The sequence below is a fragment of the Shewanella sp. NKUCC05_KAH genome (genome assembly GCF_019345585.1).
Taxonomy (GTDB): Bacteria; Pseudomonadota; Gammaproteobacteria; order Enterobacterales; family Shewanellaceae; genus Shewanella; species Shewanella oncorhynchi.
In genome coordinates, this window is sequence record NZ_JAHKQZ010000022.1 from 1 (window position 1) to 26,874 (window position 26,874).

Below are 26,874 nucleotides of genomic sequence, written 5' to 3' on the forward strand. Positions count from 1 at the left end.
ACGGGCGAGTGCTTCTGAGAGTTGCATAAAAAAATCCGATGACATGAGGTCATCGGATTTTGATCTTTTCAGCGAGATCGTCAAGCGATCTGTCTTAACTGATCGGCATTACTCCATGTGAGGGCTTTTTTGTCTTTAGCGGTTGAGTTTTGTCTTACAGATCTTTTTAACCTGAATACTGGACAGAAATACAAACTCAGGCTTAACTCGAATGATTGTTAAAACAAAGGAGCCGATAATGAAAATGACTCAGTACGCACAAGGACATGCATGTTGGGTTGAACTTGCAAGCCATGATTGGCAGGGGGCTACAGCATTTTACCAAGCGTTATTTGGTTGGAACTCGGTCGAAATGCCGATCCCTGAAGGTCACTTTTCGCTATTTAATTTAGCGGGAGATGACTTAGGCGCCATGTATCAAATCCCTGAGTCGGAAGCACATATCCCCAGCCACTGGCGTATCTACTTTGCCGTCGATGATATGGATGCCAGCATTGCAGCGATTCAAGCGGCGGGCGGCCAAGTGCACATGGGGCCGCATATTGTGGGTGATGCGGGCGTGATGGCGCAGGTCAGCGATCCACAAGGCGCACGCTTTGCCTTATGGCAAGCGAAGAACCACATAGGTGCTCGCCGTCAGGGTGAACTCAATACCCTTTGCTGGGTTGAGCTGGCTTGCAAAGAGCCGCGCACTGAAGAAGCCTTTTACTGCAAAATCTTCCCTTGGACCAACATGCCAAGTGACATGCCAGACATTGAATACTCAGAATGGCAGCTTGATGGTCAATCCATCGGCGGTATGATGACGATAATGCCTGAATGGGGCGATATTTCTCCCCACTGGTTGCTTTATTTTGCAGTAGCCGATTGCGATGCGTTTGCTGAGAAAGCCCAAATCTTAGGTGCGCAAGTGTGCATTCCGCCTAGTGATATCCCTGATGTAGGACGATTTTCTGTCATTGCTGACGCCCAAGGCGCTACCTTTGCGGTGATCAAGCTTAATCAGATGTGATTGCCATATTAAGTGCTGTCATTAAGGTTAAAAACGGCGACGCTAAATCGCCGTTTTTATTTGTCTAACTATTTGTTTAATTAGCGTTATCAATCATGATTGTTTCAGGGCAAGAGCCTTTTGAGGCCTTATTGGCTTTGGCGAATAGGCTAGGTAAGGAGTCAGAAGTTTTAATGACTTCGGGCAAGTTAATGCGGATTTCACTCAGTAATCCCTTGCCACATTCTAGACTCATTTTAGTGTGAGCGCCTTGACCGAAGCTGCCATCAAAACTTTGGTTTAACTCACTTTTACTGACACTCTTACCTATGTTGTCATGAATAAATTTTTGTACCCATGCCGAGGCATTGACCGCTTGGGTCAGCTGGGTTGCCAATAAAAAGTACTCGTTAGGGTCTTGGTTACGGCAAGTGCCGTGTTTCCACCATTCGTGGCGTTCTAAACAGGTGCCATATTGGGCGCTTGGCATGACTTCTTCTAAATTTTTGCGCACCGATGGATTCAGTTCAAACTCTGGATAAGTACAGAAATCATTCGGTTGCAGTTTGACTGTGCTGCAATAGCCATATCGCGTGCCGCATTGTTGTTTATTCGGCCACAGTCCGTGCAGGCTGAAGTGTTGCCATTGGCTCGATTCTGGCGTTTGGCTGAGGGCGCGGCATTCGGCTTTACGGCGGCCATAGAGTTCACAAAAGGTGCTTTGCCAGCTTAATGCGAGCACGTTAGCATCGAATTCGCCACCGATTTGACATTGATTCCCTTGGCGTTTCTCTGGGGTACCATGCTCTTTAAGGCTATCTCGGCTTTTTGCTTTGATGTCCGATGCCGTGGTTGTTTGCGCCGGTTCCGCCGCCGTTGCAGGTGTTGATAAATTACTGCCAGCAACATTAGATAGATATTGACCACAATCGCCGCTGATCCAACGCATGGGAGACTTCACCGCATTGGTGCGCACTCTTAGCCAATCAGGTTTAGCGCTATTGCCGAGGATTTCAAGTACAGGGTAGCGCTCACCAATATTGCTCTGCCATTGATCTGGATTCGTCTGCTTATTTTTCGATTGAAATAGCTCACAGCGTTTGTCGGCAACGAATTCACCGGTTGCGGGTGCGGCAAAGGTGGGTGCTGTAATGATGAGCGCAGAGCATAAACCGAATGCGGCAAGTAATGCGCGTGATGGGGTTTTAAGGGAAAGTGCTTGCGGCCATATCTGGCTGATGGTTAAACAAAATGACTTGGTCATGTGATGGGATCCTTCCTGCGGCAGTGAATTGAGTCAATTCTGCGTGGCACTGAGTCAATGGTACACATAAGCGCTATAAACTTAGAGGCTTATTTTACTCAGAGTGGTGTATGGCACTGTTGCAAAATTAGATTTTTAATCTGATTGAATGAAAAAATCCCCTCAAATGTCAATGGGTTGAGGGGATTTTATCGGTGTTTTAGCGCCGTAAACTCAATTACGCCGCATTTTTCTTTAATTTACGCGAGTAAATCAGTAAATAAAGTGCGGGTAGTACAAACAGTGACAATAATGGGGCAGTAACCATACCACCGACCATAGGTGCGGCAATTTTTTGCATCACATCGTTACCCGATCCTGCACCCCACATAATGGGGAGTAGGCCGAAGAAGATGGTTGCTACTGTCATGGCTTTGGGGCGAATACGCATAACAGCACCTTCAATTAAAGCTTCTTTGAGATCGGTAACTGTATGGTAGTTATTCTTCTCTTGCCTGTGCTTAATGGCATTATTAAGGTAAATCAGCATGATTACCCCAAACTCCGCGGCAACGCCCGCCAAAGCAATCATACCGACTGCGACGGCGACTGAGATGTTGTAATCCAGTAGATACAATAGCCAAGTGCTGCCGACCAGCGCGAATGGGAGGCTGAGCATGATAATACTCGCCTGCAAAGTAGAGCCAAATGTCATCATCAACAGGATGAATATCACACCTAAGGCCATAGGGATCACTTGCTTCAGTTTTGCATCGACTCGCTGCATATACTCGTACTGTCCTGCGAAGGTATAGCTGTAGCGCGGGGGCACTTTAAGTTCGGTAGTTAATGCTTGCTTTGCGGTAGTAATGTATTCGCCGATAGACGTGCCTTCAATATCGATAAACACCCAAGAGATTAAGCGACCATTTTCACTGGTGAGCATAGGTGCGCCATCGGTTATTTCGATATCCGCTAAATTTCGCAGTGGTAGATAATTTCCCGATTTAGTGATCACAGGGAGTTCGCGTAGCTTCTCAATATTATCGCGTAGCTCACGGGGATAACGTAGGTTGATGGGATAACGCTCAGCCCCTTGTACCGATTCACCAATATCCATACCGCCAATGGCGTAACGCACTACATCTTGAATATCCTGCAATGACATACCGTAACGTGCGGCCACATCGAGTTTGGGGGTGATATCGATATAACGCCCACCGCCACTGCGTTCGGCATAGGCCGACTTAGTGTGTGGCACTCTACTGAGGATGGCCTCTATTTCTGCCCCTAGACTTTGCAGCTCATTCACATCGGCTCCGGTGATCTTGATGCCAACGGGGGTTTTTATTCCCGTCGAGAGCATATCGATACGGGTTTTGATGGGTTGCACCCAAGCATTGGTGATACCTGGCACTTTCACCGTTTGTTGCAGTTGAGCGATGATGCCATCTAAGGTCATGCCCTCGCGCCATTCTTCATGGGGTTTAAGCATGATGGTGGTTTCGAGCATAGTTAACGGTGCGGGATCGGTCGCAGTCTCGGCGCGGCCCACCTTACCAAATACGCGGGCGACTTCGGGGACGGTTTTGATCAAACGATCGGTTTGCTGTAACACTTCGGCGGCTTTGCCCGCACTGAGTCCTGGTAACGCGGTTGGCATGTAGAGTAAATCGCCTTCTTCTAACTCGGGCATAAACTCACTGCCCATGCGCGTCATCGGATACCAAGCGCTGACTAAGGCAATCAATGCTAATCCTAGGGTGATTTTAGGAAACCTAAGTACCAGATTAAGCGAGGGCTTATATAAAGCGATCAGCACGCGACTGATGGGATTTTTATGCTCACTCGGAATTTTTCCCCGAATAAAATAGCCCATTAAGACTGGCACTAATGTGATTGCTAATAATGCGGAAGCGGCCATAGCAAAGGATTTGGTATAGGCCAGCGGTGCAAATAAACGGCCTTCCTGCGCTTCGAGTGCGAACACAGGCACAAAGCTTAAGGTGATAATAATCAATGAGAAAAATAACGCAGGGCCGACTTCAATCGACGCTTCGGTGACGATTCGCCAATGTTCTTTAGTATCGGGTTCTCGGTTGTGTTCTGTGTGAAACTGTTCCAAATGTTTGTGCAGGTTTTCAATCATCACAATTGCGCCGTCCACCACTGCGCCTATGGCAATCGCGATACCCCCAAGACTCATAATGTTGGCATTCACCCCCATCTTATTCATTACGATAAAGGCAATCAGGATTGAAAGCGGCAGGGTAATGATGGCGACTAAGGTTGAGCGTGCGTGCAGTAAAAACAGCAGGCAGACCAACCCTACTACTAGCATTTCTTCGACGACCTTGCTGAATAAATTATCAACGGAATTAAGGATTAATTGGGATCTGTCATAGGTGGGGATGATTTCTACACCATCGGGTAAACCTGCTTTCAGTTCTTCAAGTTTAGCTTTTACGGCATCAATCGTAGATAAAGCATTTTCGCCGTAACGCATCACAATAATGCCGCCTACGACTTCACCTTCGCCGTCAAGTTCGGCTATACCGCGGCGTGAGGCAGGGCCTTTGCGCACGGTAGCAACATCTTTCAGTAATAAACCTGTACCAGAAGGGCTGGTGATACCAAGGGGAATTTCGCGGAAATCCTCAAGGGTTTGACGATAGCCTTTGGCGCGCACCATATACTCGGCTTCAGCCATTTCGATGACCGAGCCACCCGCTTCGCTATTAGATTTTTCTATCGCATCTTTAATGCTGGCGATATCCAGTTTATAGATCGCCATTTTGTCGGGTTCGAGTACGATCTGATAGGTCTGCTCCATGCCACCGACGGTGGCGACTTCAGACACGCCTGCAACGCTTTGTAATTCAAGCTTGAGATACCAATCCTGCAGACTCTTGAGCTGTGATAAATCTAAACTGCCGGAGCGATCGACCAGCGCATATTCAAATACCCAACCCACACCTGAGGCATCGGGGCCAAGGGACGGTTGTACGCCCTGCGGCAATCGACTGCTGATCTGACTTAAGTATTCCAGCACCCGCGAGCGCGCCCAGTAGATATCTGTGCCATCTTCAAAAATCACATAGACATAAGAATCGCCGAACATGGAATAGCCGCGTACCGTTTTGGCGCCGGGTACAGCTAACATGGCGGTAGATAAAGGGTAAGTCACTTGTTCTTCAACCAATTTTGGCGCTTGACCCGGGTAAGGGGTTTTAATGATCACTTGTACGTCGGATAAATCCGGCAGCGCATCAAGCGGCGTTTTGCGCAGCTCTTGTACGCCCCAAACAGTGATCATGATGGCGATAATCAGCACCATCAATCGCTGCCTGATTGACGCCTCGATAATATATTTCAACATAACGCGCTCCTAGTGCTGATGACCGCTGCTTAAACGCATTAAGCTGCCCTTGAGACTGGCCTCGGAGTCGAGTAAAAATTGCCCTGAGATCACCACGCGCTCGCCTTCGGTTAAGCCCGAGACAATTTCTGCCTTACCTTGACTCATCATGCCGACGGTCACGACTTTAGCGGCAAAACTATTGTCGTCTTGTTTGACTATCACGCGATTCTCTTTACCCGTTTGGATTAAGGCTTCCTGTGGGATTACTAGCGTGTCTTTATTGGGGCCGCCAAAAAGCGAGACCTTGGCGAGGGTTTTAGGTCTAAGGGAAACATGGGTGTTATTGAGCACAACACGCACTCGCAAGCTACGCGTGACAGGATCAAGTTCCGGATAGATATAATCTATAGTGCCTTTTATCCCGCTTAAGTTCATGGCGGGCACAGCCACTTCAGCCTGTTGGCCTTTGACTATCCAGCTTTGTTCATTTTCAAACACATCGGCTATGACCCATACCTTAGAGAGATCGACTAACGACATCACTTCGGTGGATGGCTCAATATACATACCATCGCGGATAGACAGTGTTTCGACTACACCATCCTGTTGTGCATAAAAGGGTACCCGATATTGGGTTTGGCGCGAGTCGGCTAATTGCTTGATTTGTTGCTCGGTAAATCCTAAAAATGACAGTCTTAAGCCTGCTCTACGAACAAGATCCTGATATCTCTGATTGCCTGCTGTTTTGGCGGTATCTAAGGCGAGTAAATAATCATCCTGAGCATTGACTAAATCCGGTGAATAGATTTCATAGAGTAGCTGCCCTTTTTTGACTGTGTCTCCCATGGACTTAACCATTAGTTTTTCAACCCAACCCGTTACTCGAGCATGGATATGCGTTATTTGGCTTTCATCGTAATCCACTTGTCCAACGGTCTCGACAAATTTCCATAGCGTATCGCGCTCAACTTTAGCGACTTTTATGGCTAGCGCTTGCTGCATGCTGCCGGAAACATTGATATTGATTTCGTGAGTGTTACCACCCGTTTCGACTTTTTCTAAATTCATACCACAGATAGGGCATGTACCGGGTACATCGCTGATGATGTGGGCATGCATAGGGCAAATGTATTTAGTTGTTGTTTCTTCGCTGGTTTTTTTAACAAGATTGTTAGCCTTAGGGGTTGGTGTGTCGAACACTTGGCTTGCCGCTTTCGTGGTCGAGGTGTGCGCATGTTCTGTCGCTAAGTGATCTGTATGTTGATGTTCAGCATGTGGATCTGCTGAATTGGTATCGGTACCTTCCTTTTCAACTAAAAACATATTGCACTTAGGGCAGCGACCAGGCTCATGGCTGAGCACTTCGGGATGCATGGGGCAAGTGTAGGTTTTTACTTGATTTAACGGATTACTCTTAGGCGCTGTTGCAGAATTTACTGCAGCTTCGGTTGCCACGGGCTCTTGTGTGCTCGCAAGTTGGGCATGGCTCAACCAAGGCGTACCTAAGAGTAAGCTACTCAAGAGGAGTACGGCTTTAGGGGTCTGCTTTTTTACGGTTTTAAATGAATTCATATGCCTCATCTCCAGCCTAGCTTAGTGGTGTTTGTGGGCGTTTTTTGCCGCACCTTCAGCTGGTTTTGCTTCTATTGCCTTTTGCTCTAAGTTCATACCACATTGAGAGCAAGTATCCTCTTTGCTGCCAGTCACTTCAGGGTGCATAGGGCAAACATGGGTATGGGCTTGTTCCTGTGGATTGGCATTGTCGTGTTGATGTGCGTGTGGCGCGGCCGTCGCAAACACGCTTGTGCTGGTCAGCAAGAATGCGATTAAGGCGAGATTAGTTAGTGTTTTCATATTATTCACTCCATCGGATTAACGGCCGAATACGAGCGCATAAACGTCAGTGAGCACAGTGGATCAAAGCGGTTCGCTTCGATAGACGGATTGATGCCACAATTTGGCATTCGGCTCAGTAATCAACGTTTTGCTAGACTCGGGTGCACGATTTAATGATAAGGCACCACAATAAACGGCTAAATAGGGCATTAGCTTAGGGCTAACAGCATTGTCGTTTTAGCTTGGTCGTTTGGCTTCTTTTAAGGGCAGATTTGCCCAATAAGCACAAAGTAGGGCTAGGCTATCGGTGGTTTAAAGGCCGAGGACAAAGAGATAGAGTGGAAATGAGGCATAGGAGTGGCCATTGCAGTATCACTCATGCTCACACTTGGCCAGAGGTGTGGGCTGAATAGAGTGCCAGCGACTGAAATCGTCAAACAATGACCACAATCATTTGAACATGATGTGGTGCCATCACAGCAATGCTGTTTCGCGCCGGGAAGCATTTTATCGTTGCAGCAATCCGCGTTGGCCATTGAATGTGAGTCAGAACTGTTCTCCGTGTCCATCTGCATCATTGTAGCGTGGTGCATTTGGGAGGAAACCTCATGATTCATCGCACTCATATCCATAGTGTGTGGCACCATGGCGTGACCATTAGACACGACACTTTGCCCGACGAGTGCGAGTAGAGTGAATATGACTAAAAAATAACGACCGAGTGTGTGATGCATAAGTCTTCCAAATGATGAACGGCTCGATTCTAGCATAGCGATGTTTAGCTGTAATGATTTAACTCACACTTCAGTTAACGCCTCAATTTAAATATCTAATTAATCTAAATTAGCAAATAGAATTTCTGACTCGCAGTTTTGTCTTCAACGGGCTAATCATGAATATGACTGCGTATTTTAAGAGACTCAAATTGATCGTAGAAAGTTTCATTTCGAACAGTATTATTCGGCTTACCTGCGTTTTACCATTTATTTCTGCTTCACTCTTAAGGTGCAACAAACATTGGCGTGATCACATTTCTGTTTTCTAGAAAATGATTTTCTAGTTATGAATTATCAAGGGAAAACCTAACTATAAAAAATCGGTAACTTGCGATTATCGGGTGATTGCATTAGCTTTAGTTAAAGTGCATCACAGTTCAGCTAGCGGTTTTTACCAAATGACGTCCAAATAGTTAGAGCTAAGTCTCATTTTGCGCTTTTAAGGTTAATTTAATCAGCAAATTTCGGCTTAAAATCAAATTTCTAATAAATGAAAGAGCATAAACTAGTCTTATAAAAACTAATTTTGACAATTTTGGAGATAGAGTGATGAACTGGCGTGCACTATTTAAACCTAGCGCGAAATATTCAATCCTGGCGCTACTGGTCGTCGGTATTGTAGTGGGTGTTGTGGGGTACTTTACCACTCAACAAACATTACACGCGACCAGTACAGATGAGTTCTGTATGTCTTGCCATAGCAATCATTCGCTGAAGGATGAAGTGTTGGCTTCTGCCCATGGCGGCGGCAAAGCGGGGATTACGGTTCAGTGTCAAGACTGTCACTTACCCCATGGTCCAGTCGATTATTTGATCAAAAAAATCATCGTATCTAAAGATTTATATGGTTTCATGACAATTGATGGCTTTAACACTCAAGCTTGGTTAGATGAAAATCGTAAAGAACAAGCGGATAAAGCGCTGAACTATTTCCGTGCGAACGATTCTGCTAACTGTCAGCATTGCCACACTCGTATTTACGAGAATCAGCCAGAAACTATGAGTAAAATGGCTGTAAGAATGCACTCAAATAACTTCAAGAAAGAACCTGACGCGAGAAAGACCTGTGTTGACTGCCATAAAGGCGTAGCACACCCATATCCAAAAGGATAAGGTTTAGCGTCTAGTTGACCATTAAAAAGCCCTCAATAGAGGGCTTTTTGCTGTCTGTGTGCTGTGTGCTCGGTTAATTCGCTTGAATCATCACCCGTTGCCGATAAGCTAACAGGCTGAAAATTCCGAAGATAAACACTTGTAGATAATCTTGTTTCGTTAATGGCAGCAAGGTCTTAAACAGCATGTGGAAAATCGCGACTTGGAAGCAATGCATCATGCAGGTAATGGCAAACAGGATATTTAAAGTAATCGCCACATTGCCTTCAAAGGGGATGACTAAGTTGTAGGCCATCATCAACCATGCAATCAGAGTGATGGCTTTACCTAAGTTAATTAATAAGGGCATGGTTTTCATCTTCGATGGGCTCAACAGTGGTTTCTGAGTGATATTGATATAAACGGTAGCTCACTTGCCCTGCATTCTTTTCTTTTAAGGCGTGCCAGCGAGAAGGGATAGCAAGTTGCGTCAATTCAGACTCGATTTCGACATAAATCAGCGCACCATCATTGAGCCAACCTTGAGTATCGAGCAGTTGAATCGTCTTTTCTGCCAATCCCTTACGAAAGGGTGGATCGATAAACACCACATCGAAACCTTGCTCGCAGCCCCTTTGCAGTACCACTAACGTATCAGCATTGAGCACTTCGGCCTTATCGCATTTAAGGGTTTGCAGATTTTCCTTTAATTGCATGGCTGCGCCGCGTTGCAACTCAATAATTTTGGCGAAACTGGCATAGCGGGACAAGGCTTCGAGAGCTAAAGCGCCGCTACCGCCAAAACAGTCGAGTACACGTGCATTGACTAAATTATTAGCCAGCCAGTTAAAGAGTGTTTCGCGAACCCTGTCTGTCGTTGGGCGTAAACCTTCGAGATCTTGGATAGGTAGACGACGCGAGCGCCATTGGCCTGCGATGATCCGCACTTGTCCACTGCCGGGTTTATTTTTGGCTGTTTGACCCTTGGTCACATTATTTTTGACCGTTCGATGATTAACCAAAGTGCCCCCGTGATTTTGCCTGAAGAAAGAAAGTGGTAGACTGTGCCACCTTAATAAAGGCCGCTATTTTATATCAAAGTCTCACTAAAAGGTGAGAAGGCTAACTGAGCTTAGCTAATTGCCGACTTTTTGGGCGTAATTGCCGAGGCAATCTGGTATAACATCAGGGTCTTATTCAAAATTCAATACTGAAGTAGAGCGCTGGAATCACACATGGCAAAGAAAGGTTTTTTCTCTTGGTTTCGTAAAGATAAGTCACAAGATGAGGTCGTCGCTGAAACGCCAGTTGTTACTCCAACACAAGATAGTGATGCAGCACAGCGTGTCGCGCAGGAACAAGTAGAGACACAAGGGGTCATCGAGGCCGAAGCTCATGCTGAAAAACAGGCAGCAGAACAGTTAGCGGCCGAACAAACACAGGCAAAAGCCGAAGCCGAGCAATTCGCCCTTGAGCATGCCCGAATTGAATCGTTGCATTTTGCTAATCAGCAAGCTGAAGCGACACGTTTGGCTGCAGAACAACTTAGTGCAGAAAAGCATGCTGCAGAGAAGTTAGCCGAAGCACAGTTAGAAGCAGAACAACGCATCGCAGAACAATTGGCAGCACAGCAGTTAGCGGTTGAGCAAGCCGCCGCAGAGCAATTAGCTCAAGCAGAGGCGGCGCGTGTAGTTGCCGCTCAGTTAGAAGCAGAATTACTCGCAGCGGAACTTGCCCGCTTGGCCGCCGAACAGAATGCCGCTGAAGCCTTAGCGGCAGAACAACTCGCTGGCGAAGCACTAGTACGTGAGCAAGCAGAGGCTTTAGTCCAGCAACAAGCTGAAACTGAGCAAGCTGTTGTAGCAGTTGCTGAATTGCAACCTGAGCCGCAGGCTAGACCCGTTAAGGAAGGGCTCTTTGCTCGCCTGAAACGTGGCTTAATGCGTACCAGCGAGAATATTGGCAGTGGTTTTATCGGCCTATTTCGCGGCAAGAAAATCGATGACGATCTGTTTGAAGAACTCGAAGAACAATTATTAATCGCCGACGTTGGTGTCGAAACCACTACGCGATTAATCAAGAATTTGACAGAGCATGCCTCACGTAAGCAGCTTAAAGATGCCGAAGCTTTATATGAATTGCTGCGGGATGAGTTGCAAAAAACACTCGATCCCGTCGCTATCCCGTTAGTACCAGACAATGCTAATGGCCCATTTGTTATCTTAATGGTTGGCGTTAATGGCGTGGGTAAAACTACCACTATTGGTAAATTGGCCAAACAATATCAGAGCCAAGGTAAGTCAGTCATGTTAGCCGCGGGTGATACCTTCCGTGCTGCAGCGGTTGAGCAGCTACAGGTTTGGGGTCAACGTAATGATATTACAGTGATTGCCCAGCATACAGGTGCTGATAGTGCCTCTGTGTTGTTCGATGCTTTACAAGCGGCCAAGGCGCGTAAAGTGGATGTATTAATTGCCGACACTGCTGGTCGTTTACAGAATAAAGCGCACTTGATGGAAGAATTGAAGAAAGTCGTGCGAGTGATGAAGAAACTCGACCCAGATACGCCACATGAGGTCATGCTGACATTAGATGCGAGCACAGGGCAAAACGCGATTAGCCAAGCACAATTATTCCAGGAAGCCGTAGGTGTAACGGGTATTACCATCAGTAAGTTAGATGGAACGGCTAAGGGCGGCGTGGTCTTTGCGATTGCTGATAAGTTTAATATTCCGATCCGTTACATAGGTGTGGGTGAGCAAATTGACGATTTGCGTACCTTCAATTCGAAAGAATTTATCGATGCCTTGTTCACTCAAGAAAAAGCGGATAGCTAATTTATGATTGATTTTCAGCAGGTCAGTAAGATTTATCCTGGCGGCCAAATGGCGCTGGAGGATGTGAATTTTCATCTACAGCAAGGTGAAATGGCATTTTTAACCGGCCACTCGGGGGCGGGTAAAAGTACGCTGTTGAAATTAATCACGGTAATCGAGCGGGCAACAACGGGGCGCGTCGCGATTAACGGTCACGATATCGCCAAAGTCAGCCCTAAACATGTACCTTATTTGCGCCGCAATATCGGGATGATTTTCCAGAACCATCATCTATTGATGGACCGAAGTGTGTTCGACAATGTGGCTTTACCACTGGTGATTGAGGGATTCTCACACGGTGAAATCCGTAAGCGTGTTGCGGGTGCCCTCGACATGGTGGGTTTATATGGCAAGGAGCGGCATAACCCGATTATGTTGTCCGGCGGTGAGCAGCAACGTGTTGGCATTGCCCGTGCGATAGTGAACAAGCCGCCCTTACTGCTCGCCGATGAGCCTACGGGTAACTTAGATCCTAAATTATCTATGGATATTTTGCGTCTGTTTGAAACCTTTAATGATGCGGGAACCAGCGTATTAATCGCCACCCATGATTTAGGTCTTATCGCACGAATGAAATATCGCACTTTTACCCTCAAACAGGGCCGTATGTTAGGTGCACAAGAGTTGCATCCTAATGTGCACACTCGCAGTGCACCGACGAATAGAGGTGAAGGGCAATGAGCGATAGCGCAAAATTAACTCGCAGCAAGCTGCCTCTGTCTGGTCGGATTGTGATGTTTTTTATTCGCCATGCGCAGCAAGCAATGGCGAGCATGGGAGAGCTCTGGCGCAACCCAATATCCTCTGTGATGACCATGGCTGTCTTAGGTGTGAGCCTAAGTTTGCCTGCAGCATTGCAAGTGTTAGTTAAAAATGCCGAGACCATTACCAGTTCCTGGAACAGCGCGGCAGAGATCTCCTTGTTTATCGACGATAATCGTAGTGAACAAACGATTCAGAGTCTGCTGACGCGCATTCGGACATATCCCGAAGTGGATAAAGTGCAATATATTGATAAAAATCAAGCGCTAGAAGAATTTCAACGCTTATCTGGGTTTGGTGAGGCCTTGGCCTATTTAGATAAAAATCCTTTGCCCGCGGTCATTACCGTTACGCCTACGCCGCGTTACTCAACACCAGTGGGCGCCCGTGAACTCTTAACTAAACTAGAGCGCGAGCCTGAGATTAGCTTTGGCCGTTTAGATATCGAATGGTTAGAACGGTTACAGGCGGTAGTGCGTCTACTCGAACGTACTGTGATGGCGATTGCCGCGTTACTCGTGCTGGCCGTGGTCTTAGTGATAGGTAATACGATTCGCTTAGCGATTATGAATCGGCGCAGCGAAATTGAAGTGATGAAGCTAGTCGGAGCAACTGAAGCTTTTATCCAGCGCCCATTTCTCTACACAGGGATTTGGTACGGAGTCATTGGCGGCATATTGGCTTGGCTTATCATCAACTTATTAGTGTGGTATCTCGATTCCGCCCTTGCCGAACTTTTAGGCTTGTATGGTAGTCAGCTTGAAATGAAATCACTCACTTTTATTGAACTGCTGCAATTGGTTGGACTTGCCTCATTTTTAGGTTGGTTAGGTTCGTATTTGTCTGTACGCCAGCATTTACGGTCGATTGAACCTTCATAATAATCAGTCGATTAAACTAAAAAAAGTGACGAAAAAAATGCTGAGTAATGAACTTTTGTTCACTTGCAATGTCTACTTCAGCGAGGTAAAAAGGGTATCTGCAAACGAGCTGAGGTTGACATACTCTGTCAATTAGCCGATAGTTCGTGAGCTTATTCTTAGGGTATTTTGTTGTTGAACCTAAGAATGCACTCGTTAAGTAGTCTGATAAATGTAGGAGAGCGAATGACCTTTCAAACGCAATCAATGGCACTGACAGTCCCACAGGGCGCCAGTAGTCTAGAAGCTTATATCCATTCAGTGACTAGCATCAGCATGCTGGACGCTGAGGCTGAGTATGAGTTAGCCAAGCGTTTACAGGAAACTGGTGATCTACAAGCTGCGAAGCAACTGATTATGTCGCACTTACGTTTTGTAGTGCACGTTGCTAAAGGCTATTCAGGCTATGGTTTGCCACAGGCAGACCTGATCCAAGAAGGCAACATAGGCTTGATGAAAGCGGTTAAACGCTTCGATCCCGATGTTGGCGTGCGTCTAGTGTCTTTTGCTGTGCACTGGATCAAAGCTGAAATTCATGAATATGTGCTGAAAAACTGGCGCATTGTTAAAGTCGCGACCACTAAAGCACAACGTAAGTTGTTCTTTAATATCCGTAAAGCGAAAAAACGCTTAGGTTGGTTCAGCGATGCAGAAGTCACTATGGTGGCTGAAAATTTAGGTGTGTCTAAGGCCGATGTGACCGAAATGGAATCACGTATGGCAGCGCAAGATCCGGCATTTGATTTAACCAATGATCAAGACGAGGAGCATGATTTTGCCCCCGTCCATTATTTGGAAGATCATTCATCGGATTTAGCGGAAAATATTGAAAACGACAACTGGGAATCGAATGCTCAAGGTCGTTTATTATCGGCCATCAAAACCCTAGATGAACGTAGCCAGCATATTCTGCGCGCTCGTTGGTTAGATGACGATAAAACCACACTGCAAGAACTTGCAGAGACTTATCAAGTGTCGGCCGAACGTATTCGCCAACTTGAGAAAAATGCCATGAACAAGCTAAAAGCTTGTATGGAAGCCTAAGTTGCGTCACGTGTAAAGTGATTTTAACTTAGCCATAAAAAAACCTGCTGCGGCAGGTTTTTTTTTATGGGAGAAAGAATAGATTTAATCGCGCCATTTAAAGTGAATTTCGCTACAGATATACAACTCAATCGTATTGAAACGTACGCGACTATGGCTGATTTCACCACGAGACATCGGATTTATCCTACATTTAGAGCCGTTATAAATAGTTAATATATCGCTAACTTTTGAGCCTCAATTCGAAAGTTATTTTCGATGCTTATTATCGAACGGTTTGTTCCTCCGCATTTTGAGTATCGCCTTAAGCAAAGTTGATATGGATATTGAGCACGGAAGATTTGGTCGGGTAGCGATGGATTATGTACCAAGGAAAGCTTTTAAGTTAGAAGGGATGCCTGCCAATTTACGATAGATACTCATTATGCGGTTTTTTTAATGCTTACAAAGGTGGGAAGTTATGTTCTCAATGATCACTAAGTTAGCCCTCTCATCAGAATCTGGTTGGGGTACTGCATTTCGTGTCAATGGGGGCGTCGAAGTATGTCAGCAGAGCTTGTTTTGGTTAGTTTGCAAAGGCATCGCTTTTGAACGCGAGGATTTAAAGCTTAGTTATGTATTGGGAGCTGAGGTCATTCTATGTCAATTTGAGACGAGAGTTTTAATTGAGCTGCTTAAAAAAAATAATATTCATTATTTTCAAGACGATAGTCAAGTGCGATGGTTGCTGCCCCGTAATGTATCAACAATCTTCTATGCGCAGTGGAAGAATAGTATAGCGGTTGATCTTAACCAAACCTGTGCTGACTACTGTTTTTTTAAATGCTTATTCTTGCCATGACATTTTTATATGAATGAGTAGTGTTTTAAGCTAGATAAGTGTGATTAGTTAGTTATAAATTTTTAATCTATTAATAAGTACATTTATTGCCAGTAAATATACTTCAGAACATCCATTCTTGGTCGATAGTTAGGAGGTGTCCTACAAATCGAAATGGGTGATGAGATGTTAAAGGTATCGTTATTCGGCGTAACTACAGTCATGTTGAGCGCGGTGATAAGCTGTAACGTGATAGCAAAAACTGAGTTTAAAACTCTTTCTTTTCAAGGTGAGATAGCAGAACCAAGTTGCTACTCCGATCTATCTACCATTTCTTGTTATGACCAGAATCTCAATCAATTTATCTCTCAGACTATAACTCCCCAAGTGTATGCAAATTCTATAGATAGCGACAAAATACTTGTTATATCAACTCAGTTCAAACAAATTAATAATCTAGTTTTTAGCCGAAAAAATGAGAATGAAGTTATTCTTGCTCTTCATTATAATTGATTCACAATTTTGCCATTAATAATGGCGATTTCATTTTTTGAAATCGCTTTTTAATTTTTATCTTTAGTATATTTATTGTCAGAAATTTCCTACAAGATCGCAAGTCTAGTCCTATATGTAATTGTTAGTGTTGTTGCTATTGTGTGCTCAGCTTCGATGAGCCATAACCTTAATATTTCCATATAGTAACAACAGTAGGATGTCTGATGAAAAAATTAACGCTATCTATTTTAGTTTTAGGTGCATTGTTTGGTACTAGTGTTCAAGCGAATAATACTATTACTTTTTTGGGTGAAGTATCGGACCAAACTTGTGAAGTGGCGATTAACGGAAATGCGGCTAATCCCAGTGTCTTGCTACCAACAGTTTCTACGGCTCAACTTGCCACTGCAGGCTCAGTTGCTGGTGAAACACCTTTTACCATTTCAGTCAGTGGTTGTACTGTCAATGCAACGCAAGCTTTACCTATTAAAACCGTATTTTTGGGTAACAATATCACAACCGCAGGTAACTTAGGCAATACTGGTACGGCAACAAATGTAGCATTACAGCTTCTTGATTCAGTTGGTGGAACGAGTATCAATTTAACAGCAGGAAGTGCTGTTGATGGATTAAATGTTGCTGCAGGTGCAGACTCTGCCTCCCATGATTTTGCTGTGCAGTATATTTCTGAAACTGGTAGTGCAACAGCAGGTCGTGTGATTAGCTCTGTCCAATATGCAGTTTCTTATCTTTAATATACGATAAATTATGATTATTCGCTCACCCAGCCCATGGGTGAGCGCTGCTGCTTTTTGGGGCTTCTATGATTTTTTCTAGCTTACTTCTTCGTTTAATATTTTTGACTCTACTCATGATCGGTTTTTCAGTTAATGCGAGTGTGGTCATGACCAATACGCGAGTCATTTATCCTAGTGATGCTAAAGAGCGCAGTGTTCAGTTAACAAATAACGATGCTTTTCCAAATGTTGTTCAGGTCTGGACTGATATTAATAACCCAGAGTCGGCACCTGAGTATGCTGATGGCCCATTTTTGGCCTTACCCGCTATTTTTAGAATAGAGCCTAAGCGAGGGCAGTTAATTCGCTTAATTTATAGCGGCGGTGAGCTGCCAAAAGACCGTGAGAGTGTGTTTTATCTTAATTTTCTACAGATACCTCCATTATCGAAAGAAAATGCTGGTGAAAATCAGATGCTAGTGATGCTCAAAAATAGAGTGAAAATATTTTATCGGCCTGTAGAGATTGAATCTAATCCAGATGATGTGGCAAAAGAGATTGCCTTTGATGTTCAGTATGCTGATGCTGGAATTCACCTTGATGTGAAAAATAATGCGGCTTTTTTTGCCTCTTTTGTTGAGGCAAAACTTAAGTCGGGAAAACAAGAGCTAATCATCCCTATTACTATGCTTGAACCTAAGTCTAATCAGTTGATAGACATTCAGAATAAGCAGTTTGTCATCACATATCCAATGACGATTGAATTCACTTTAGTAAATGATTACGGCGGATTTGTAAAAAGTGAATATGTTATTGCATCTGCACATCATTGATAAGATTGGTTATGAAAAAATCCATGCGTTTGATGAGCCAAATTTACTCTTTACTGCTATTGATTGGTGTGATCTTTTGCATGTCTTCATCGTTGAGGGCCGATGACTTACAGGATTTCACATTTGATGACAGCCTATTACTTGGTGGTGGTTATGGCGATAGTTATCTTTCTCGCTTTAACTCGATTGCAGAAACTATTCCAGGTCAATACCAAGTTGATATCTATATAAATGGTACTTACTTAAATAGGGAAATTATTAATTTTGTTAAGGTTGGCTCCCAAGGAGTTGTGCCTTGTCTCGACCTTAATTTCTGGAACAAGTCGAATGTAACTGCAATATACATAAACGAAGATGCATTATTGCAGGCTGAATGTGCCGCCCCTGATACTGTGGTCAAGGGGGTATCGACGCAATTTGATGCCGAGAAATTAAGATTAGGGCTTGCGATCCCACAAGCTTATTTACGGCAGATTCCGCGTGGCTATGTTGATCCTTCATCTTGGAGCGAGGGAGAAAATGCTGGATTTATCAGTTACAACAGTAACTACTATCAAACTAATAGCCGCAGTGCTGGTAGCGATATGCGTGTCATTTATACGGGCCTTAATTCAGGTGTCAATTTAGGATTATGGCGCCTGAGAAATCAATCGAGTTATCAGTACAACGATGTTGGCCAAAATACTCAAGAAAGTTTTAATTCTATTAGAACTTATATCACCAGAGCCTTGCCGGATATGCAGAGCGAACTCTTGTTTGGTGATGCCTACACTCGAGGAAATATTTTCGGTAGTTTAGCTTTTACCGGCGTACAGTTGCTGACTGATAATCGTATGTTACCAGAATCCCAGCGTGGTTATGCACCTGTCGTCAGAGGACTCGCTAACTCAACCGCCAGCGTAGTGATTAAGCAAAATGGTGTGAGTATTTATCAAACCACAGTAGCGGCGGGGCCTTTTGTTATTAATGACTTATTTCCCACAAGCTATGAGGGGGATTTATTAGTTGAAATTAGTGAAGCCGATGGAAAGGTCTCTAGTTTTACTGTGCCATTCAGTGCTGTGCCTGGCTCGTTGCGTGAAGGAAGTTTCCAGTACGGGTTATCATTTGGTGAAGTAGATCAAGCAGAGTCTGGTGGGTACTTTGTAGATTTAATTTCTGAATATGGTTTGAGTAATATGCTGACGCTAAATAGCGGTGGGCGTGTCGGAGATGATTATTTTGCTTTAAGTCTAGGGACTGTATTAGGTACAGAATGGGGGGCTCTAGGGTTAACCGCAGTACATTCTATGTCTCGTATTTCTCAGTCTTCAGCATTAAATGAGTGGAAAAATGGCTGGCGTGTTGGACTTAATTATAGCCATTCGTTCGATTCGGGGACATCAGTGGCACTTGCTGGATATCACTACTCTACAGAGTCATTTCGGGAGTTGAATGATGTTTTAGGTTTGAGGAGGGCATTGGAGAGTGGGAATATTTTTGAATCTGAGACCTACAGTCAGCGGTCTGAAATGAGTTTAAGTGTGAATCAGAGTTTAGATGACTTTGGCTTTGTTTATTTGAGTGGTTCTAAACGTCAATACCGTGATGGGCGCGATGATGACGATCAACTACAGTTCGGTTATACGGTGGGTATTGGTCGTGTGAATCTAGGGCTCACTTTTTCACGTCAATATACCAGTCAAGTTCCGCTGCAGAATGGGTTTGGTGGTCAGCGATTAACTGAAATGAGCGGTTATTCCTCTGATAGGGTGAAGGAAGATCTCGTGAGTCTCACCGTGTCCATTCCATTTGGTAGTCGCCAGTCAAACATGCTTAGCAGTGGGTTTAGTCACTCATCTAGGGGTAATGAACAGTATAATCTAGGACTCGCAGGCACTGTGGACGATGATAATACTTGGACATATGGCCTGAATGCTTCACTGCAGCGGCAGGATAGTTCGAGTGAAAGTGTCAGCGTCAATACGCAAAAGCGTTTTAGCCAAGCGACTTTATCGGGTAACTATTCGATTTCTGATACTTATCAGCAGGTTGGCGCTGGGTTGAGTGGTGCGGCAGTGGTGCATTCTGGCGGCGTAACATTAAGCCAAAACCTCAGTGATACTTTTGCGATTGTTCAAGCTGAGGGAGCTTCTGGCGCAAAAGTGACCAATAATTGGGGTGCTGAGATTGATGACTTGGGATATGCAATTATCCCATCTTTGACGCCTTATCGCACAAATAGTGTCACGCTTGACACGGGATCTATGTTAAGTAGTACAGAACTTATCGATACACAACAGCAAGTTGCGCCCTATGCCGGCTCTATCGTTAAGATGAAATTCGAGACTAGACACGGGATAGCCGTCGTCTTCATGACTCAGCAAGCCAACGGCGGCGTTATTCCTATTGGCGCCGAAGTCGTGGACGAAGATGGCCTAGTATTGGGCATGGTTGGACAGGCTGGTATGGCTTATGTCAGAGCTTCTAAACCGAGTGGTCAGTTGACCGTTAATTGGGGAAATAAACCCGATCAGCAATGTCACTTTGACTATACCCTCGAAAGCAGTCGTGATAACACTTTATTAAGAATGCCTGCGCTATGTGAGCGGGTTAATTGAGATAAAAACTATGATTGAGTTCAACCTAGGTCGGCTGTTGGCAGTGGTATCTTTTGTGTTTGCCACTTTAGTTAGTGGTCAAGCTATGGCGACTTGCTACCGTATATCGACGATTACAACAGATCCGGCAAATTTTTATTATGTCGCACCTGCGTATGGTAAAACAGCTATATGGTCTGGTGGTTACGATGCTAATAGGGGCATACTTAATCTGCCTATCATCAATGTTACCGATGAAAGTTTTCAACCCAATGGCACGTTATTGGGATCGAGTGTTGCGCCCTTCAGTACCTATGGACAGACTGGCGGGTATGATCCTGATCAGGTACTTTTTCGTTGCGATGCGGCGGATGAGCACCTACTAAATGAGATCTATTCAGTAAACGCAGATAATGCTTATGGCGGCATGTACGAAGATGGCGTGGCTTATGGTATTAACAAAGGTTATGCCACTTACCATCGAAATGTTGTGCTCAGGGTTAAGAATAATGCCACCGGTCAGTATTTTTCGCGCTTATGGCAATATCGACCGCTGCGGGGGTTAGACCGTGATGCTCAGGGAAGAATATTAGTGAAGGCGAAAAACTTTACTGATGTCACGATAGAGCTGTTCCAGATTGGCAATATCAGAGGTGTGACTGAGTCTATCGCATACAGTTATAATCAACCTGCAGCTTATATTGCTTTTGGTGGGCCTGGCCTTGCCTATCCTACGGAAGGGGTTGACCATATTAGTCATTATCCAGGCTGGTATGCGAATTGGCCTGGGAATATCAGCTTATATCAACAGTTGTATACGCGAAGGGCTGGAGGTTGTGCGGTAATGAATGTCACACCTTATGTGTTGTTCCCCACTGTGACTATCGCGGAATTAAACAGCGGCGTTACCCGAGAAGCTGACATCCAGATTAATTATCGTTGCCAACAGAAAGCCAATATTAATGGCCCCGCAGTTAATGCGAATGCTATCGCCTTTAAGATTGAGAGTAATAATTACCAGATAGCGAGACAGTTGGGGTTTGCGACTCAGGATGCTGTGACATATCTAGTCAGTAACGGCTATGGTACTAATACGGTTGCTAATGGTGTGGGGGTAAAGCTACAACGCAATGATGGTGTGATTCAACCCTTTTTAAATTTTGATAATAGAACCAGCTTAGACTCACAATATAATGCATGGAAAGATGGTTGGCGGCCATTACAGGGGAATCGGACTGGTATTGTCGGTACGAGTTATCAATATATGGATAATTACAGAGTTGTTTTTGGTAAGTTGCCAGGAATGAGTCCAACGGCAGGAAAATTTTATGCAAAAGCGGAAGTGCTTATTCGGGTTCAGTAGTTTAGTTTTATGGCTCCTAATGTTGCAAACCGCTCTGGCTGGCGTAGTCGCCGATCGTAGTCGAATTATTTTTGCGGCTTCCGATCGGGAGCAAGGGTTGTCACTGGTGAATATTAATGACTACCCTGTGATGGTGCAACTGTGGGTGGATGACGGCGATCCAGACTCTGGCCCTGAAACGGCAAATGCGCCAATTTTGCCCTATCCTGGCTTGTTGCAAATTGCCCCAAAGGAGCGCAAGCAAATAAATCTGCTTAATATTGCGGAGCAGGAACCTGAAAAACAAGAACAGTTATACTGGCTGAATGTATACGAAGTTCCACCCACCCCCGCCAAAAATATTGATGAAACTGAGGGGCAACTGTTGATTGTCGCTTTACGTACTCAAATGAAGGTTTTTGTGCGGCCCAATAAGCTCGCTATTGATGTTTTAGACTTAGCAAAGTGGCAGTCATTTATATTGAAAGACAATATGTTATCAATAGAGAATAAGTCACCTTACTATGTGACCTATCAGAACCTCAGTTTGAGTTTTAAAGGGAGGGATTATGCTATTTTTCAAGGAATGCTAGCCCCTTACTCCGCAGAAACTGTGACTATCACTGAGAGCGAGTTAATCGATCAGCTTGGGCTTATCCTAAAGGCCGAGTACATAGACGATGAGGGGAATGCTCAGCCGCTTGCTTTGACAGTGAATTGAACATAAGGCTCTGTTTACAACAGGGCCTTATGTATATGCATTTATACAGCGTGACTTGAAGCTATGGGCTTCGGCATTATTTTGAGGCTGTTTGGGTATAAGAGATCACTTCTGCCTCGAGTGAAGCAATAGCCTGAGATACGGCTTCAACATAAGCATTCAACTGCTGATGGCTCGCATTTTCCAGCATTTCACAGGCAGACATAAGCTTCTGTGCATCGATAATTCTCGCAGCACCTTTGATCTTATGGGCGAGATCTTTGATGGTACTCAAATCATTATTTTCGAGGGCTACATACAGGGACTGCAAGTCGCTTTGATTGCTTTTAAGGAGTTCTTTAAGCAATTTATCGACTAACTCTGCATTATTTCCTGTGAGTTTTTCTACTGCGTCAGCGGCAAAATGTGTGGCGGTTATGGTGATTTTCTCTGGGGTAAACCGTTTAATCATACTTTCTAGCTCCATTAGGCTGATGGGTTTGAATAAACAGTCATCCATCCCTGCAGTTAAACAGGCATCCTTGGCTTCTTTTTGGGCATTAGCGGTATAGCCGATGACGATAGCATGCGTGTGACGTTTGTGTTCGAGTTGGCGAATTTTCTGACAGAGTTCATAACCGTTCATTTCTGGCATATTACAATCGGTGATCACCACAGGGTACTGTTTACTTTCGAACATGTTTAAGGCAATTAAGCCATTTTCTGCTTCATCAACACTATGGCCTAAATATTTAAGCTGCTGGGCTAATAGCAAGCGATTCGCAGGGTGATCGTCAACAATTAAGATATCGAGGGGATTACTCACATGCGATTCTGGAATGGGTTGTGAAGGGTTATGGATTACTTCGGCTTCAAGCTGGGTGAGGGTTAATTGCATGCTGATCTGAGTTCCTTGATGCAATTTACTTTCAAGGGTTAAACTCCCACCCATCATTTCGCACAGAGAGCGGCTAATCATGAGCCCAAGCCCTGTACCACCATGGGTTGTGTGGGTCCCTTGTGCTTGGCTGAAAGGGGTAAATAGTTTCTGTTGGTCGTCCCCCGAGATGCCAATTCCTGTATCCGTGACAGTAAATAGAATCGTGTGGGTTGTATTGGTGAAACTTTCTGATTGAATTTTCACTTTTACTCCACCGCTATCAGTAAATTTAATGGCGTTGCCAATTAAATTTGACAGTATTTGTTTAATCCTCATAGGGTCAACGAGTACATCATTCGCAATAACAGGATCGAAATCCAACTGTAAAGTGATTCCTTTTTGCCTTGCTAGTCCATCAAACACTCTCATGACAGAGGTTGCAATTGTCTTAAGATTGGTTCTCATGGGCGAAAGTGACAGCTGACCCGCTTCAATACGAGCAATATCTAAAATATCACCAATAAGTTCAAGTAAGTCATTAGCGGAATCATAGGCAACTTTAATTGAATTTAAATCAAACTGTTGTGAATTTGTACGTTTTAGTACTAGTTCTAACATTCCTATGATGGCATTCATTGGCGTACGGATTTCATGACTCATAGTTGCTAAGAAAGTACTCTTTGCTTGGCTTGCACTGTCCGCAACTTCTTTAGCATATTCTAATTCTTCAATAAGCTTGACTCTATCGCTGACATCTATCCAACCACCAATAATCCCTTCTATATTGCCAGCTTCATCGCCATAGGATTTAAACCAATGATAAATATTATATTTATGTCCATTTATATGAAGTTCTCTATCCTTAAATACGGCAAGACCATCCTCTAAGGCTTGTACATATTCTTTATCTACAATAGGAGCCTCTTTAGAGCGACTGGCTCCTTCCATTGTGGTCTTATATAGCAAATCTTCGCGTGAGGCGTTGAAAGCATTAAGGTAACTCTCGTTACACATAGTCAGTTCACGCCGCTTATTTCTTACATAAATAGGATGAGGTATGGCATCAACAATGGACTGCATAAATTGCAGTTGTTGATTAAGTTCTTTTTTGGCTAATAGCCGCTTGCGATAATGAGTTCGAGTGTAAAGAGCCCAAATAATTGAGACTAAAATCATGATCGTTGAGGCAATCACAATAGTGTAAATAGTGTACTTATAATCCTTCCAGCTTTGGCGTGCAGGCAGGGCATTACGGCGCCAGCGATTTTCTGCCATTTGTAATTCATCAGGAGGAATAACAGTTAATGTTTTATTAAGTATACTCTTAAGTAGTTTATTTGAACTCGCCATTCCGAATGCCACAGACGCTCTTGGCATTTCATCTATGATCTTACTTACTTCTAAAGTATCGCTGAAATAACTATTTACATAGAAGTCGGCTAAAGCCAGTGGCACAATAGTGGTATTTGTTGCACCAGTCGCTATATCATTCAATGCCTCAAGATAATTGTCAGCGATTATAATGTCTGCATTAGGATTTATTTTTCTGAGCATGTTATCATTAAAAGTACCATCGGGAACAACTATAGCGTTAATATCTAGGTCTTGTGCATTTTTCTGTGTTACATAAACATAAGGTGAATTTGAGAATTCTTTAGTAAAAATAATATTTTTATTAAGATCTTCACTCGGTGAGAATATTGTCATCATAGCTTTATGATTGAGGACGGAACTAATCTGTTCTGAAAACCTATTGTTAACAATATAGTCAAACTTTAGCCCTGAATACATTTGTATTAGTTCCAAAACCTCAATGCCAAACCCTTCAGCGTTATGTGTATCGTCAAGGTATGTTAGCGGTGCCGCATACTTATTAATTGCCACTGTTATTTTAGGGTTTTTTTGTAGCCAAGCCGTCTCATCTGCTGTAAAAATGGGGAGTTCTGAGGTAAAAGGAATGGTGCTTCCACCGCCACTCCAGCGTTTTCTAATCAACTTTCTCTGTTCGAGTGAAATATTACTAATAGATTTATTAATTATATCTATTAAGGCCTTATTTTGTTCTGTTGCAGCAAAGGCGCTGCCATAGGAGTTTAGAGACAAGTGAGTGTCTAATTTAAGTTTTCCAGAGAAGTTGTTGTTTATTAAATAGTTGGCGGAGACTTGGTCGACTATCACAGCATCAACTTGCCGAAATGCAGCTGCAGCAACGGCCGCCTGTCTAGAGGAAAATTTGAGTAATTTTCTATTTGGATAAATATCTGTTATCGCTTCATCAGGTAAGTACTCATAGGCCATAGACATTGACTTGATTTGTTCATTATCACCTAAGTTAGCATTTCTGAATATAGAAGGCTTATCAACGGTATAAGGTGTGCTTAGTAGAAGACCGTGCATTTGTTCAAATTTATTTGCTGTAGTAATTAGATCTACTTCTCCATTGAGCGCTGCGGTAATTGTTTTTTCCCGAGATGCATAACGTTTTATATTGACTTCAATGTTGAGTATATTAGCAATAATATGTATATAGTCAGCACTAATTCCTTTATAAAACTCTTGTTCACCATTTACTGTCATGTCAAATGGTGGATAGTCAGGCGACGATATGCCAATATTCAGAAATTTATATTTTTTAAGTGTATCAATCTCTTCTAATGATAGCTGGATAGGCAATGCAGCCTTCTCTTGATAGCCGATCAAATGATAATGGGTAAATTTACTTTCATGTGCTAGTGAATAAATTGAATTTAGACTCAATATAAGAATGAAAATAACATTTCTCATATTAAGTTTTGCCTCTTTGCTATTTCAATTATATCTACCAAATTTTTTGCATTTAGTTTATCAAGTAGTCTAGTTTTATATGTGCTAATGGTTTTGTTACTTAGCAGCATACGCTCGGCTATTTCTTTATTAGATAAGCCGACTGCTAGCTGCTGCAACACCACCATTTCACGAGTTGAAAGCTTTTTTACGAGTTCAGCCTCGTCCTGACTCGATTTAGCAATCATGTTGTTATTGCTAATAATCGGAAAATAGGAGTGGCCTGTGAGAATTGCTCTAAGCGCGCCAGTGACTTCATTCATGTCCTTTTGTTTAGAGACAAAACCTGAAGCTCCGGCTTGAATACAACGGGAAACAAAGTGATCAGATGGTTGTGCCGTCAATACTAAAATTGGCGGGCTCTTTACGAGTTTTCTTGACCTTTCTATCACTTCTAATCCATCTAATTGGGGGATGCCAATATCGAGAATAACAGCATCGGGTGAGAGTTCTTTAATAAGTTTTAATGCATCAACACCATTATTGGTTTCTGCTATCACTTCAAAGCCACTTTGTTCTAAAATGATTTTTAGTGCTAAAACAACAACTGGATGATCATCTACTATTAATATTTTTCTTTTCATTCATGTAACTCCATAACTATTGAGTACAGATTTTATCCTTTGTAAGTCGCTACAGTGAAATAAAACTATGTGATTAAGATTTTTCCTACATATTTTTCAGCAATTTCTTTTAAATAATAGTCGTAAAATATTTGAAGGCAGATGAATTTAATCATAGGCATTCTCATTGTTTTTAATTCA

The 26,874-nt window shown here is 43.7% G+C and carries 21 protein-coding genes; 12 read left to right on the forward strand and 9 right to left on the reverse strand.

Features of this window, described 5'->3' with window-relative positions; genetic code table 11:
- The first annotated feature begins 238 nt into the window (after positions 1-238).
- Complete coding sequence (locus KO533_RS18140) at positions 239-1,012, forward strand: VOC family protein (protein ID WP_219255485.1); 774 nt, start codon at positions 239-241, stop codon at positions 1,010-1,012.
- A 76-nt stretch (positions 1,013-1,088) separates the two neighbouring features.
- On the opposite strand, the gene KO533_RS18145 is transcribed toward KO533_RS18140, so the two are convergent.
- The 5 genes from KO533_RS18145 to KO533_RS18165 form a co-directional block, all read right to left on the reverse strand.
- Positions 1,089-2,255: a ribonuclease T2 gene (locus KO533_RS18145; RefSeq protein WP_219255487.1), complete on the reverse strand. Its 1,167-nt coding sequence runs from the start codon at positions 2,253-2,255 to the stop codon at positions 1,089-1,091.
- A gap of 217 nt (positions 2,256-2,472) precedes the next feature.
- On the reverse strand, positions 2,473-5,613 hold the full coding sequence (locus KO533_RS18150; protein ID WP_219255488.1) for an efflux RND transporter permease subunit: 3,141 nt from the start codon (positions 5,611-5,613) through the stop codon (positions 2,473-2,475).
- 9 nt (positions 5,614-5,622) lie between these two features.
- On the reverse strand, positions 5,623-7,167 hold the full coding sequence (locus tag KO533_RS18155; RefSeq protein WP_219255490.1) for an efflux RND transporter periplasmic adaptor subunit: 1,545 nt from the start codon (positions 7,165-7,167) through the stop codon (positions 5,623-5,625).
- Between the two features lie 21 nt (positions 7,168-7,188).
- A complete protein-coding gene (locus tag KO533_RS18160; RefSeq protein ID WP_219255492.1) occupies positions 7,189-7,449 on the reverse strand; it encodes a heavy metal-binding domain-containing protein in 261 nt (86 codons plus the stop codon).
- 278 nt (positions 7,450-7,727) lie between these two features.
- Complete coding sequence (locus KO533_RS18165) at positions 7,728-8,165, reverse strand: hypothetical protein (protein ID WP_168827238.1); 438 nt, start codon at positions 8,163-8,165, stop codon at positions 7,728-7,730.
- A gap of 591 nt (positions 8,166-8,756) precedes the next feature.
- Here KO533_RS18165 and KO533_RS18170 point away from each other — a divergent pair.
- Entirely contained in the window at positions 8,757-9,320 is a 564-nt protein-coding gene (locus KO533_RS18170; protein ID WP_105250630.1) for a NapC/NirT family cytochrome c, read from the forward strand.
- A gap of 73 nt (positions 9,321-9,393) precedes the next feature.
- Here the strand turns inward: KO533_RS18170 and KO533_RS18175 are convergent, their stop codons facing one another.
- Both KO533_RS18175 and rsmD read right to left on the reverse strand, forming a co-directional pair.
- Positions 9,394-9,678, reverse strand: coding sequence for a DUF1145 domain-containing protein (locus tag KO533_RS18175; protein WP_212599513.1), 285 nt, complete (start codon positions 9,676-9,678; stop codon positions 9,394-9,396).
- The gene (rsmD, locus tag KO533_RS18180) at positions 9,653-10,321 is read right to left on the reverse strand and encodes a 16S rRNA (guanine(966)-N(2))-methyltransferase RsmD (protein WP_219255494.1); all 669 of its coding nucleotides are present in this window, start codon (positions 10,319-10,321) and stop codon (positions 9,653-9,655) included. Before rsmD ends, KO533_RS18175 begins: the two co-directional genes overlap by 26 nt.
- Positions 10,322-10,534: 213 nt before the next feature.
- On the opposite strand from rsmD, the gene ftsY reads away from it, so the two are divergent.
- The 10 genes from ftsY (at position 10,535) to KO533_RS18230 (ending at position 22,428) form a co-directional block, all read left to right on the forward strand.
- Complete coding sequence (gene ftsY / locus KO533_RS18185) at positions 10,535-12,136, forward strand: signal recognition particle-docking protein FtsY (RefSeq protein WP_173248196.1); 1,602 nt, start codon at positions 10,535-10,537, stop codon at positions 12,134-12,136.
- A gap of 3 nt (positions 12,137-12,139) precedes the next feature.
- Entirely contained in the window at positions 12,140-12,856 is a 717-nt protein-coding gene (gene ftsE, locus KO533_RS18190; protein ID WP_105250626.1) for a cell division ATP-binding protein FtsE, read from the forward strand.
- Entirely contained in the window at positions 12,853-13,818 is a 966-nt protein-coding gene (gene ftsX, locus KO533_RS18195; protein ID WP_113940269.1) for a permease-like cell division protein FtsX, read from the forward strand. The genes ftsE and ftsX overlap by 4 nt, the downstream gene beginning before the upstream one ends.
- 225 nt (positions 13,819-14,043) lie before the next feature.
- Complete coding sequence (gene rpoH, locus KO533_RS18200) at positions 14,044-14,901, forward strand: RNA polymerase sigma factor RpoH (RefSeq protein WP_006079635.1); 858 nt, start codon at positions 14,044-14,046, stop codon at positions 14,899-14,901.
- A 460-nt stretch (positions 14,902-15,361) separates the two neighbouring features.
- The gene (locus KO533_RS18205; RefSeq protein ID WP_113940270.1) at positions 15,362-15,742 is read left to right on the forward strand and encodes a hypothetical protein; all 381 of its coding nucleotides are present in this window, start codon (positions 15,362-15,364) and stop codon (positions 15,740-15,742) included.
- Between the two features lie 698 nt (positions 15,743-16,440).
- A complete protein-coding gene (locus KO533_RS18210) occupies positions 16,441-16,971 on the forward strand; it encodes a fimbrial protein (RefSeq protein ID WP_131524791.1) in 531 nt (176 codons plus the stop codon).
- A gap of 68 nt (positions 16,972-17,039) precedes the next feature.
- Positions 17,040-17,786 (forward strand): molecular chaperone, encoded by a 747-nt coding sequence (locus KO533_RS18215; RefSeq protein ID WP_219234944.1) that lies wholly within the window; start codon positions 17,040-17,042, stop codon positions 17,784-17,786.
- An 11-nt stretch (positions 17,787-17,797) separates the two neighbouring features.
- The gene (locus KO533_RS18220) at positions 17,798-20,386 is read left to right on the forward strand and encodes a fimbria/pilus outer membrane usher protein (RefSeq protein ID WP_251073494.1); all 2,589 of its coding nucleotides are present in this window, start codon (positions 17,798-17,800) and stop codon (positions 20,384-20,386) included.
- A 10-nt stretch (positions 20,387-20,396) separates the two neighbouring features.
- The gene (locus tag KO533_RS18225; RefSeq protein WP_219255496.1) at positions 20,397-21,728 is read left to right on the forward strand and encodes a fimbrial protein; all 1,332 of its coding nucleotides are present in this window, start codon (positions 20,397-20,399) and stop codon (positions 21,726-21,728) included.
- A 19-nt stretch (positions 21,729-21,747) separates the two neighbouring features.
- Entirely contained in the window at positions 21,748-22,428 is a 681-nt protein-coding gene (locus KO533_RS18230) for a molecular chaperone (protein ID WP_219255498.1), read from the forward strand.
- Between the two features lie 76 nt (positions 22,429-22,504).
- On the opposite strand, the gene KO533_RS18235 is transcribed toward KO533_RS18230, so the two are convergent.
- Positions 22,505-26,071 (reverse strand): transporter substrate-binding domain-containing protein, encoded by a 3,567-nt coding sequence (locus KO533_RS18235; protein WP_219255499.1) that lies wholly within the window; start codon positions 26,069-26,071, stop codon positions 22,505-22,507.
- Positions 26,068-26,694 (reverse strand): response regulator transcription factor, encoded by a 627-nt coding sequence (locus KO533_RS18240; RefSeq protein WP_113940277.1) that lies wholly within the window; start codon positions 26,692-26,694, stop codon positions 26,068-26,070. Before KO533_RS18240 ends, KO533_RS18235 begins: the two co-directional genes overlap by 4 nt.
- Positions 26,695-26,874 lie beyond the last annotated feature (180 nt).